Origin of the sequence: Intrasporangium sp., from assembly GCF_040414665.1 — a bacterium.
Taxonomy (GTDB): domain Bacteria; phylum Actinomycetota; class Actinomycetes; order Actinomycetales; family Dermatophilaceae; genus Intrasporangium.
Window position 1 is genome coordinate 1 of record NZ_JBEDUL010000044.1, and the last position, 11054, is coordinate 11054.

Below are 11054 nucleotides of genomic sequence, written 5' to 3' on the forward strand. Positions count from 1 at the left end.
GGTGTCTCGCGCCCGAAGATCGAGACGAGCACCTTGAGCTTCTGCGTGTCCGGGTTGATCTCGGAGATCGTGGCGGGCAGGGTCTCGAAGGGCCCCTCCATGACGGTGACCGACTCGCCGACCTCGAAGTCGACGACGGCGACCGGCTTCGGAGCCGCGGCCTGGGCGGCGGCAGCGCCGGCGGTCTCGGACGGGACCTCGAGGTTCGGGGCCAGCATGGTGAAGACCTCGTCGACCGACAGCGGCACGGGCTGGTGGGCGTTGCCGACGAAGCCGGTCACGCCGGGCGTGTGGCGCACGGCACCCCAGCTCTCGTCGGTGAGATCCATCCGGACGAGGACGTACCCGGGCATCCGGACCCGGCGGACGAGCTTCTTCTGGCCGTTCTTGATCTCGGTCACCTCTTCCATGGGGACCTCGATCTCGAAGATGTAGTCCTCCATGTTGAGGGTCTGGATCCGGGTCTCCAGATTGGCCTTGACCCGGTTCTCGTAGCCGGCGTAGGAGTGCACGACGAACCAGTCGCCGACGCGCGAGCGCAGGTCGGCCTTGAACGCCGCGATCGGGTCCTCGTCGGACGGCTCGGCGACCTGGGCCACCTCGATCTCGTCGGTCACGTCGTTGGACTCGTCGGCAACCTCGTCGACCTCGGCAACCTCGTCGGCCTCGACCGCCTCGTCAGTCACGGCGTCGTCGGCCTGGGCGTCCACGACAGCGCCGAGCCCGCGGTCGACGGAGTCGGCCTCAGTGGCCGGGACGTCGCGCTCGGCGTACTCGGTGTCAACGCCCTGCTGGGCGAACTGGTCGGACACGTGCTGACCTACTTCCTTGCTCTTGGTTCGCTGTCGGCTCCGGCGGCGCGAGCTACCCGCCCACGAAGGCCCACGACACGAGCTTGCTCCATCCGAAGTCGAGCGCGGACACGATCCCCATGATGACCAGCACGAAGACGACGACGACCGTCGTGTAGCGCACCAGCTCGGGACCGGTCGGCCGAACGACCTTGCGGAGCTCGTCGAGGATCTGCCGCACGAAGAGGCCGATCGCGCCGAAGAAACGCGAGACCGGGTTGCCACCCGCAGCCTTGTCGGCCCGGCCGGACCCACTCCTGGCCTTTGTCTCCGTCACGATTCCTACTTTCTGTCTTGGGTCGAGGCCCGCGACAGCGCCTCGAGCTGGCGAGGCGATAAGTCGCGTGCCGCCACGCACGACGACCACTTGTGGAACGCAGGGCAAGAGGGACTCGAACCCCCAACCGCTGGTTTTGGAGACCAGTGCTCTACCAATTGAGCTATTGCCCTTCACCGAGTCTCGTTGGGGGATTCCCGGTGGAACGGCAGCCGTCAGCGATGGGCCTGGGCGCCGTCCGAAGGTCGATCATACGGGACGGAGACGGTCATGGCTAACCGGCGGGCAGGGGCGTCACCACCCGCAGCGCCACCCGGATTCGGACCGGACCGGCGACCCGGCGGCCATTGGTGGGAGGATCGATTCGTGACCACGCACGTACCCCTGGCAGATCTCTCCGACGACGAGCTCGCCCGCTACCTGCAGGACCAGCAGAAGGCGTACGAGGAGCTGCGGGCCGCCGGCCTCCGGCTCGATCTCACCCGCGGGAAGCCCGCGGCGGACCAGCTCGACCTGTCTGATGCACTGCTGCGACTGCCGACCTCGACCCGGGACCGCTCCGGCACGGACGTGCGCAACTACGGCGGACTGGAGGGGATCGGCGAGCTCCGCGAGATCTTCGCCGAGCTCCTCGGGACGAGCCCGTCGCAGGTCATCGTCGGTGGCAACTCGAGCCTGAGCATGATGCACACGACGATCGTCGACTTCCTGCTCCACGGAGGCGTCGAGTCCCCGCGCCCCTGGTCACAGGAGGAGCGAGTGAAGTTCATCTGCCCGGTCCCCGGCTACGACCGTCACTTCTCGCTCGTCGGCTCGTTCGGCATCGAGATGGTCACCGTCCAGATGCATCCGGACGGGCCGGACGTGGCAGCCGTCGAGGCGCTCGTCAAGGACGATCCAGCCGTCAAGGGCATCTGGATCGTCCCGACCTACTCGAACCCCACCGGTGCCATCGTCTCCCATGAGATCGCGGCGCGACTGGCGGCGATGCCGACGGCCGCGCCGGACTTCACCATCTTCTGGGACAACGCCTACGCGTTCCACCCCCTCACCGAGGAGGAGGCCAAGAGCGCCGACATCCTGTCGCTGGCCGCCGCCTCGGGGCACCCGAACCGGCCCATCGTCTTCGCGTCGACCTCCAAGGTCACCTACGCCGGCGCCGGCGTCGCCGTGCTCGCCGCGAGCGAGGCGAACATCGCCTGGTACCTCAAACACCTGTCCATGGGCTCGATCGGGCCGGACAAGGTCAACCAGCTCCGGCACGCCGAGTTCTTCGGCTCGGCCCAGGGGGTCCGGGACCACATGGCCAAGCACCGTGACATCCTCGCCCCGAAGTTCGCCGCGGTCGACGAAGCGCTGAGCGCACAGCTCGCGGGCCGCGGCATCGCCGAGTGGAGCCATCCGACGGGGGGCTACTTCGTCAACCTCGACGTCGTCGACGGCACCGCATCACGGGTCATCTCCCTGGCGAGGGAGGCGGGCATCGCCCTCACTCCTGCGGGTGCCGCCTTCCCCCACGGCAATGACCCTCGCGACCGCAACATCCGCCTCGCCCCCAGCTTCCCCACGCTCGACGAGGTTCGCACCGCCATGGCCGGTGTCGCGACGTGCGTCGCGCTGGCCGCGGCGGAGAAGGTCTCCGCTGAACGGGGCGTGCAGGTGGGTACGGCACAGAACGCGTGATGACACGCTGAACGAGGAAGGAAACCCAACATGAGCGGCACGGAGCCGAACGAGAACATCTCCGACGACCTCACGACGTACAGCGTCGACGACGAGGACCAGCTCCAGCCGGAGGACACCTTGGTCAGTGATGGCGTCGAGGATGCCCTGGACCGCGGCTACTCGCCGCCCGACACCGCACGGGGTTCCAACGCCTTTGGCACCACCGCCTACGAGCAGTCCCTCGAGGAGACGATCGACCAGCGCATCCTTCAGGAGGAGCCCGACCCCAACTCCGCCTACGGCGCGCCGCACAACGAGAGCGGCCTCGACGAGGACGATCGAGTCGGCGGTGACGATCCCGACTCGATCGATGCGGAGGACGACTGGCTCGGGGACAGCGAGGTGGGTGACCGGCGTGCCGGCCGGCTCGTCTCGGACGACGAGGGCACCCACGAGGACACGGAGAAGGAGCTGTGGGCCCGCGACGTCGGCATCGACGGTGCCGCGGCATCCGCGGAAGAGGCTGCCGTGCACATCATCGACGGGACGAGCAACGAAACGACCCGCGAGTGACGAGAGGCTCTCAGGGGGACCGTTCGGTGGAGGTGCTGCCCAAGGCGCACCTCCACCTGCATTTCACCGGGTCGATGCGCATCGCCACGGTGCGTGAGCTCGCGTCGAAGCACGGCCTGCCGTTGCCCGACGCCCTCCTCGGCGACTGGCCGCCGCGTCTGGCCAAGGCCACGGACGAGCGTGGCTGGTTCCGCTTCCAGCGCCTGTACGACGCGGCGCGAGCCTGCGTGCGCGGGGAGGATGACATGCGCCGGATCGTCCGGGAGGCGGCCGAGGACGATGCAGCCGAGGGGTCGCGGTGGCTCGAGCTCCAGATCGACCCCACGTCCTACGCTCCGTTCGTCGGCGGGATCACCCCCGCCATCGAGATCGTCCTCGACGAGGCCCGTGCGGTGTCGGCGGAGGGCCTGATCGGCGTCAGCATCATCGTGGCCGCCAGTCGCATGCGGCACCCGCTCGAGGCCCGCACGCTGGCCCGGCTGGCTGTCCGGCATGCCGGCACCGGAGCAGGCGAGGTCGTGGGCTTCGGGCTGTCCAACGACGAGCGCCGCGGCCTCGTCGCCGACTTCGCACCCGCCTTCGCGATCGCCCGGCGAGCCGGCCTCGCCCTCGTGCCGCATGGTGGCGAGCTGCTGGGGGCACAGTCGGTCATGGAGACCTTGGAGTACCTGGACCCGGATCGCATCGGACACGGGGTGCGCTCGGTGGAGGACCCGCAGGTGCTCGACGCCGTGGCCGAGGCCGGAGTGGCGCTCGAGGTGTGTCCCGGCAGCAACATCGCCCTCGGCGTCTACGCGGAGGCCGATGACGTGCCCCTCACCCAGATCCTCGACGCCGGCATCCGCGTGGCGCTGGGGGCCGACGACCCGCTCCTCTTCGGCAACCGGCTCACCCACCAGTACGAGATGGCCCGCGACCTGGGCTGCTCGGATCCGGTTCTGGCCGACCTCGCTCGCGGCTCCATTCTCGCGAGCCGGGCGCCTGAGGCGCTCCGCTCCACGGCTCTGCGGGACATCGACGGATGGCTGGCCGACGAGCCGGAGAAGTCCGCTTTGCCGGTATGACGTCCGTCCGGTGTACGGTGCCGGTTTGCTCGAACTTCGGTCTTCCGTTCATGCTGGACCGGATATGACGACAGAAAAGCAGCTCCCCGCAAGCACTCGCATGGCCCGAAAGAACCGCCTCTGCCGACTCGGGGCCACGGTCATCGTGGCCCCGATCCTCGTGCTCGGGGCGTGCAGCAGCGAAGCCCCCGTGACGGCGGACCCGACCCGGAGCCAGACGTCGGCCTCGACGGAGACGACGCCGCCGACCACCGCCACCGAGACGACGGAGCCGACCGCGACCCCGACCACCCCGGTCGTCGCAGAGCCCACCAAGGTCCCCGTCAAGGTGACGTTGAAGGACCCGGTACTCGGCCACACCATCACGGCGACCCAGGTGGTGCGCAACATGCCGTGGCCGAAGGGCCACCCCGTCGCCGCTGAGGCCTTCGAGATCGTCGGCGTGTACGCCACGTTCGAGGCCGGTGACCGCTACTCCGCAGAGCTGCCCCCGAAGTACGTCACCCTCAAGTTCGGTGACTCCTACGCCCGGCCGACGACCGAGTTCGGTCCGACCTACGCCAAGCCCATCGAGACGGCCAAGCGCGGCCAGACGCGCAGGGGCTGGCTCGTCTACAAGATCGACAAGGGCTCCAAGGAGCTTGGCCTGATGTTCCACCGGCCGGCCTACGAGGTCTCGACCACGGACAAGGCGATCAAGCCCCTTGTCATCCAGGCGGCGCTGACCAAGTGAGAGCCGTCGGCTCGCCCACTCCTTGAGGCCGCGGTGACTCTGCCGGGCATCGGCGGCGTCAGAGCTGCTCGCCGACGAGAACCGGCTCGTTGACGAGGCGGATGCCGAACGCGTCCTCCACCCCGTCGCGGAGCTGCCGGGCCAGGGCCAGGACGTCAGCAGTGGTGGCCCCGCCCCGGTTGGTCACGGCCAGCGTGTGCTTGGTCGAGAGGGCGGCCGGTGCCGGCAGGCCGAAGCCCTTGGCGAAGCCGGCCTTCTCGATGAGCCAGGCAGCACTCGTCTTGACCCGACCGTCCGGCTCGGGGAAGCGCGGGGGTCCGGGCGCCTCGAAGCCCAGCCGTTCCGCCGCCCGTTCCGCGAACTCGTCGAACTCCGCCTTGCTGAGGATCGGGTTGGTGAAGAAGGAGCCGCACGACCACGTGTCGTGGTCGGCCGCCTCGAGCACCATGCCGCGCCTTCGCCGCTGCTCGAGCACCGCTGCCCGGGTGTCCGCGAGCGGCACCCGGGTGCCGAGCGGCACACCGAGTCCCTCGGCGAGCGCCGAATAGGCGATGGGACGACTCAGGTCAGCCACCTCGAGCTGGTAGAGCACATCGAGCACGACGAAACGGTCGGTCCCCTTGAAGCGCGAGTGGCGGTAGGTGAACCGGCAGTCGGCGTTGAAGAACGTCCTCACCGCCTGCTCCTCACGGTCCCACGTGCGCACCTGCGCGATGGTCTGCGCGACCTCCTGACCGTAGGCGCCGACGTTCTGGATCGGGGTGGCCCCGGTCAGGCCCGGGATACCGCTCAGCGCCTCGATCCCCGCCCAGCCCTGCTCCACGGCGCCGGCCACCAGGCCATCCCAGTCCTCTCCCGCCGCCACGCGGACCAGTGCGCCGCCGCGGGAGTCGACGGACTCGCGGGCGATGCCGGTGGTGGCGACCCGTACCACCGTGCCGGGGAACCCCTCGTCGCCGACGACGAGGTTGGACCCCCCGGAGAGCACGAGCAGCGGCTCCTCCGCGTCGTCGACCTCGCGGACCGCGTCGACGAGCTCGTCCGTCGTCTCGACGGTGAGCAGGCGCGACGCCGGCCCGCCGACCCGCATCGTCGTCAGGGACGACAGGGGGACGTCGTGTTCCTCTCGCACGCGCTGTGCCTGACCGGTCAGTCGAGCCGGACGACGGCCAGGGCGCGGCCGAGCGCCTTCTGGCCGGCAGCCGTCGCGGTCAGCTCCACGGTGACCCGCTTCGTGTCGGGGTCGACCGCCTTGACGACACCGGAGACCTCGATGTCGGCACCCCCGTCGTAGGGCACCACGACCATGTTCGTGAAGCGCGTGCCGTACTCGACGACTCTGCCCGCGTCGCCTGCCCACTCGCTGACGACGGTGACGGCCGAACCCATGGTGAACATGCCGTGCGCGATGACGTCCGGCAGCCCGACCGACGTGGCGAAGCGCTCGTCCCAGTGGATTCGGTTACGGTCGAGGGAGGCCCCGGCGTACTGGACGAGCCGTGCGCGGTCGACGTGGATCGTCTTGCTCGGCAGCTGGTCGCCGACAGCGACATCGGCCACCCGACGAACGGTCGGTGCTGCGGTGGGCTCGCTCATCACTCGCCTCCTCGGATGACGATGGTCGACGTGGCCGTGCAGACGGGCTCCCCGGCCTCGGTCACGAGCTCCGTGCGCGTCGTCACCATCGCGTGACCGCCCGCCGCTCGGACCGCGTCGACGTGGAGCGTGCCGATGACGACATCGCCTGCCGTGAGCGGGCGGTGGTGGGCGAACTTCTGCTCCCCGTGGACGACCCGGGAGAAGTCGATGCCTGCCTCCGGATCGCGGATCAGCTGCGCGTCGCACTGCTGGGCGATGAGAACCGCGAAGGTCGGTGGCGCGATGACGTCCGCGTAGCCGCGGGCCCGGGCGACCGCCACGTCCGTGTGGACGGGATCGTCGGACCCGACGGCCTCGGCGAACTCACGGATCTTCGCGGCGCCCACCCGGTAGGGCTCCGTCGGCGGGTAGGTGCGTCCCTGGAAGTCAGCGTTCACCGGCATGGCCCGCAGCCTAGCGGCAGCCCGCCCGGCGCCCGGTGCACGTCCCCACCCGGCGAGCTCAGCGGCATACGGCAGCGAAAAGCTCCCCCGGCCACGTGGCCGAGGGAGCTGTCGAGCGAAAGGACCGCCGTGACGCGTCAGCGCGTCTCGCGGTGCTCGGTGTGATGCCCGCAGTTCGGGCAGAACTTGTTGAAGGAGAGCCGGTCCGGGTTGTTGCGGCGGTTCTTCTTCGTGATGTAGTTGCGGTGCTTGCAGTTGGCACACGCCATGGTGATCTTGGGACGGACGTCTGTGCTCTTGCTGGCCACAACAACCTGCTCTCGGAAGGGCTTCGGGGTGAATCGGGTCTTGGAGGCAATCCTCGGAGTCGCGCGCTCGCGAGCGCGCACGCGACGACCAAGAATACGCGAGACCCGGACGTTTCCTGAAATCGCCCGGGTCTCGCCGTGGTAGCGGGAGCGGGACTCGATCCCGCGACCTCACGATTATGAGTCGTGCGCTCTAACCAGCTGAGCTACCCCGCCATGGGCTGCCGGGGAGCCCGAGAGGGCCATGCCGACCGACCAGAGCCCCAATAGGGAATCGAACCCTAGACCTTTTCCTTACCATGGAAACGCTCTGCCGACTGAGCTATTGGGGCACGGCCAGCCCGTGCGCGAGGCGCTGGGCTGACCTGTTGTGCGACGGTGAGACTACACGGTCGACCGGGCGGACACGAAATCGGCAGGAGCGGTGCGCGCCACCGGTGCGCGCGCCGTCCGCCGCTGCAAGGATGCGTTCATGAGCGACGATCCGGAGGCCGAGGTCGGTCCGGAGCCGGCGGACGCCCTCCCGGCCGAGACGGGGGACGCCGCCACCACGGAGACGGGGGACGCCCCCCAACGGGACGACGTGGACAGCCGTCGGTCCCGCACTCCCGACGACGCGACCGACGTCCAGATCCACCTCGACCGCTACAGCGTCTGGCGGGCGGCGTGGGTGGTCGTCGCCGTCGTCGCCCTCGTCGCCCTGGCCAGGTTCGTCCTCTCCGACGCGGGCAGCGTGATCTTCTCGCTCATCCTCGCGTTCCTCGCCTCGATCGCCATGGAGCCGGCCGTCGCCAAGCTCAGCCGGTCGATGAAGCGCGGGTTCGCGACGGCGATCGTCATGTTCGGCAGCCTCATCGTCTTTGCCGGCTTCCTCTTCCTCTTCGGCCGGCTGCTGTCCGACCAGATCGGCACCTTCGCCCAGTCGGTGCCCCAGCTCCTCGAGGACCTGACGACGTGGGCCGCCGAGCGTTTCGGCGTCGAGCTGGACTACCAGACCATGCTCGACCGGCTCGGGGTCGGCACCTCGACGTTGACGACGATCGCCCAGAACCTCGCCGGCGGCGTCCTCGGCTTCGTCGCCTCGGTCGTGGCGGCCGCCTTCAGCACCCTGACCTTCGCCTTCTTCACGTACTACTTCTCGGCCGACGGGCCTCGGCTGCGGCGCTGGATCGCCCAGCTCGTTCCGCAGCGGCAGCAGGAGGTGTTCGGACTCATGTGGGAGCTGGCGGTGCGCAAGACCGGCGGCTACGTCACCGCACGCCTCGTCCTGGCGGCGATCTGCGGCAGCCTGTCCGCCCTCTTCATGCTCATCATCGGGATGCCCTACTGGCTGGCACTGGGGATCTGGACCGGCGTCGTCGCCCAGTTCGTCCCGACGGTTGGCACCTACATCGCCATCGCCCTGCCCGTCCTCATCGGGCTCATCGGCGAGCAGCCCTGGCAGGGCCTGGCCGTGCTCGGCTTCGCGGTCGCCTACCAGCAGATCGAGAACGTCACGCTGGAGCCGCGGATCTCGGCGTACGCCGTCGACGTGCACCCGGCCGTGTCGTTCGCCGCCGTCCTCTTCGGGGCGTCCCTCTTCGGGATCGGTGGCGCCTTCGTCGCGGTTCCGATTGCGGCGCTGCTCCTGGCGCTGTTCGACGTGTACTCGCACAAGTACGAGGTGGTGCCGCACCTCGCGGAGCTCCAGCCCGGCGAGCGGGTGGTGCGTGAGACACCGCAGAGGGCCGAAGCCAGGGACACGCGCAGCCGCCTCCGTCGCCTGCTCGGGAACCGCCCCTGAGACGACGCCGTATGCCGCTGACTCGGCTGCCGCTGTCTAGGAGTCCGCGTCGTGGTCGGCAAGCGCACGCTCGGCGCTGCTCTCGGCGTTCTCACGACGGTTTCGCTCGGCAGTGGCCCGGTCGAGCTCAGCGGTGACCTTGGCCAGTCGCTCGTGCGCCGTCGCCAGCCGACGCTCGAGGTCGGCGATCCCCTCGGTGACCTCCTCCTGGCGCGCGGACAGCACCGCGACCTGGCGGTCGGACTCTCGCGTCGCGTCCCTCGCGACGCGGAGGGCGCCGACGAGCCGGTTGCGCTGGGCTTCGCGTTTGGCCCGACGCCGCTCGTCGAGGTCGACGGCTGGCGTCGCCTCCTGCTCGGCTCCCCCGGCTTCGCCCTCGACGACGGTGAGGGCCGGCTCGTCGTCGTCGATCGCGACGGCACCCTCGATGTCGACCGAGCCGAATCCGGAGTAGCTGATGGCCTTGACGAGGGCACCGGTGAGGACCTTCTTCTCCGCCTCCTCGTCGCCGATGAGAGCGACAAGCGTCTCGTGGACCTCGGCCAGGGCACCGGCGCCGACGGACTGCCCCGCATCCTTTGCGGCAGCCGCGATCTCGACCCCGAGCGCGTCAATGCGCTTGGCGCGCTCGCGGCCGAGGGCCCGGAGCTGGTCGGCGTCGAGGGTGCGCTGGGCCTCCCGGAGGAGCTCGGCGAAGTTCCGGAACTCCGAGAGCTCATCGGGGTGCGTGCGCACGAAGTGGTTCAGTGCCCACGCAGCGATGGTCGGTTTGCGGAGCGCGCCGATCTGCTTCGCGAGGTCGGCGTCGCCGGCCTCCTTCGCCTGGGCCACCAGCTCCCCGCGGAGGGGGGTGAACCGGTTCGGAGGGGCGGCGTAGAGCTGCTGCACTGCGGCTCGCAGGTGGAGGATCACGAACTCATTGTGTCGGTCTTCGACTCAGGTCTCATGTCGGTGGTTCTGGCTCGGTGAGGGCCGATCCACTTGGCCCGAAATGGACCTGCCTCCCTGCCCCGAGTTGAGCCAAGGTGGACCCATGGTCTGGATCTGTGCAACGTGTGGGGTGGAGACCGCGGACAGCGCGAGCCCGCCCCGGACCTGCGCGATCTGCGAGGACGAGAGGCAGTGGGTTCCCGCTGAGGGGCAGCAGTGGACCACCCTCGAAGCCTTGCGGGACAGGGGGACCCGCATCGTCATTACCGAGGTCGAGCCCGACCTCTGGGGACTGGTGGCGGAGCCCGAGGTCGGCATCGGGCAGCAGATGATGCTCATCCGGACGCCGGAGGGGACGCTGCTGTTCGACTGTGTCGGCTACGTGGACGACGCAGCGGTCGAGTTCGTGCGCGGGCTCGGCCCGACGCTCGGCGTCGCGGCGAGCCACCCGCACATGTACGGCGTCCAGACCGAGTGGGCCAAGAGCCTCGGGGCATCCGTGATCCTCGCGGAACGCGACCGCGAGTGGGTTCGTCGGCCCGAGCTCGTCGAGTTCTACGACGAGCACCGTGAGGTGGCTCCCGGCCTGACCCTCCACCGGGTCGGGGGCCATTTCGCGGGACAGACGGTCGTGGAGTGGGCCACCGGCAACGACGGCCGTGGCGTGCTGCTCGCCGGCGACGCCATCTTCACCAACCCGGACCGCAAGACGGTCAGCTTCATGCGGAGCTACCCGAACCGCCTACCCCTGTCCGGCAACGTCGTCCAGCGGATCGCCGACCAGGTCGAGGGACTGCACTTCGACCGGCTCTACAACAACTTCGGCGC

13 protein-coding genes and 3 tRNA genes are annotated in these 11054 nt (G+C 69.5%); 6 read left to right on the forward strand and 10 right to left on the reverse strand.

The window, feature by feature from the left end:
- The 3 genes from nusG to ABF401_RS04965 all read right to left on the reverse strand — a co-directional run.
- On the reverse strand, positions 1–812 hold an 812-nt coding region (gene nusG / locus ABF401_RS04955), incomplete at its 3' end, for a transcription termination/antitermination protein NusG (RefSeq protein ID WP_353508428.1).
- Positions 813–864: 52 nt separating this feature from the next.
- A complete protein-coding gene (gene secE, locus ABF401_RS04960) occupies positions 865–1128 on the reverse strand; it encodes a preprotein translocase subunit SecE (RefSeq protein ID WP_353508429.1) in 264 nt (87 codons plus the stop codon).
- Positions 1129–1228: 100 nt separating this feature from the next.
- A tRNA-Trp gene (locus ABF401_RS04965) sits at positions 1229–1301 on the reverse strand.
- Between the two features lie 193 nt (positions 1302–1494).
- On the opposite strand from ABF401_RS04965, the gene ABF401_RS04970 reads away from it, so the two are divergent.
- From ABF401_RS04970 to ABF401_RS04985, 4 genes are all read left to right on the forward strand, one after another.
- The gene (locus ABF401_RS04970) at positions 1495–2811 is read left to right on the forward strand and encodes an aspartate aminotransferase type Ic (RefSeq protein WP_353508430.1); all 1317 of its coding nucleotides are present in this window, start codon (positions 1495–1497) and stop codon (positions 2809–2811) included.
- Positions 2812–2841: 30 nt separating this feature from the next.
- A complete protein-coding gene (locus ABF401_RS04975; protein WP_353508431.1) occupies positions 2842–3366 on the forward strand; it encodes a DUF5709 domain-containing protein in 525 nt (174 codons plus the stop codon).
- Positions 3363–4430, forward strand: coding sequence for an adenosine deaminase (locus ABF401_RS04980; RefSeq protein WP_353508432.1), 1068 nt, complete (start codon positions 3363–3365; stop codon positions 4428–4430). Before ABF401_RS04975 ends, ABF401_RS04980 begins: the two co-directional genes overlap by 4 nt.
- Before the next feature lie 100 nt (positions 4431–4530).
- Positions 4531–5163: a hypothetical protein gene (locus ABF401_RS04985; RefSeq protein ID WP_353508433.1), complete on the forward strand. Its 633-nt coding sequence runs from the start codon at positions 4531–4533 to the stop codon at positions 5161–5163.
- Positions 5164–5221: 58 nt separating this feature from the next.
- On the opposite strand, the gene ABF401_RS04990 is transcribed toward ABF401_RS04985, so the two are convergent.
- The 6 genes from ABF401_RS04990 to ABF401_RS05015 all read right to left on the reverse strand — a co-directional run bounded on the left by ABF401_RS04990 (position 5222) and on the right by ABF401_RS05015 (position 7845).
- Positions 5222–6295 (reverse strand): UDP-N-acetylmuramate dehydrogenase, encoded by a 1074-nt coding sequence (locus ABF401_RS04990; protein ID WP_353508434.1) that lies wholly within the window; start codon positions 6293–6295, stop codon positions 5222–5224.
- Between the two features lie 17 nt (positions 6296–6312).
- On the reverse strand, positions 6313–6759 hold the full coding sequence (locus ABF401_RS04995; protein ID WP_353508435.1) for a MaoC/PaaZ C-terminal domain-containing protein: 447 nt from the start codon (positions 6757–6759) through the stop codon (positions 6313–6315).
- The gene (locus ABF401_RS05000; RefSeq protein WP_353508436.1) at positions 6759–7205 is read right to left on the reverse strand and encodes an FAS1-like dehydratase domain-containing protein; all 447 of its coding nucleotides are present in this window, start codon (positions 7203–7205) and stop codon (positions 6759–6761) included. The genes ABF401_RS04995 and ABF401_RS05000 overlap by 1 nt, the downstream gene beginning before the upstream one ends.
- Positions 7206–7342: 137 nt before the next feature.
- The gene (gene rpmG, locus ABF401_RS05005) at positions 7343–7513 is read right to left on the reverse strand and encodes a 50S ribosomal protein L33 (RefSeq protein WP_353508437.1); all 171 of its coding nucleotides are present in this window, start codon (positions 7511–7513) and stop codon (positions 7343–7345) included.
- A gap of 139 nt (positions 7514–7652) precedes the next feature.
- Positions 7653–7729: transfer RNA gene (locus ABF401_RS05010), tRNA-Met, on the reverse strand.
- Between the two features lie 43 nt (positions 7730–7772).
- Positions 7773–7845: transfer RNA gene (locus ABF401_RS05015), tRNA-Thr, on the reverse strand.
- Between the two features lie 140 nt (positions 7846–7985).
- On the opposite strand from ABF401_RS05015, the gene ABF401_RS05020 reads away from it, so the two are divergent.
- Entirely contained in the window at positions 7986–9296 is a 1311-nt protein-coding gene (locus ABF401_RS05020; RefSeq protein ID WP_353508438.1) for an AI-2E family transporter, read from the forward strand.
- Between the two features lie 36 nt (positions 9297–9332).
- On the opposite strand, the gene ABF401_RS05025 is transcribed toward ABF401_RS05020, so the two are convergent.
- Positions 9333–10208, reverse strand: a complete 876-nt coding sequence (locus ABF401_RS05025) for a hypothetical protein (RefSeq protein ID WP_353508439.1) — start codon at positions 10206–10208, stop codon at positions 9333–9335.
- A gap of 121 nt (positions 10209–10329) precedes the next feature.
- Between ABF401_RS05025 and ABF401_RS05030 the strand changes: the two genes are divergently transcribed.
- A partial coding sequence (locus ABF401_RS05030; protein WP_353508440.1) for an MBL fold metallo-hydrolase occupies positions 10330–11054 on the forward strand: 725 nt, incomplete at its 3' end.

Coding starts and splice junctions, on each gene's coding strand:
- ABF401_RS05000 (WP_353508436.1), bottom strand. CDS start 7,205: ATGCCGGTGAACGCTGACTTCCAGGGACGCACCTACCCGCCGACGGAG.
- ABF401_RS04975 (WP_353508431.1), top strand. CDS start 2,842: ATGAGCGGCACGGAGCCGAACGAGAACATCTCCGACGACCTCACGACG.
- ABF401_RS04995 (WP_353508435.1), bottom strand. CDS start 6,759: ATGAGCGAGCCCACCGCAGCACCGACCGTTCGTCGGGTGGCCGATGTC.
- ABF401_RS04985 (WP_353508433.1), top strand. CDS start 4,531: ATGGCCCGAAAGAACCGCCTCTGCCGACTCGGGGCCACGGTCATCGTG.
- ABF401_RS05020 (WP_353508438.1), top strand. CDS start 7,986: ATGAGCGACGATCCGGAGGCCGAGGTCGGTCCGGAGCCGGCGGACGCC.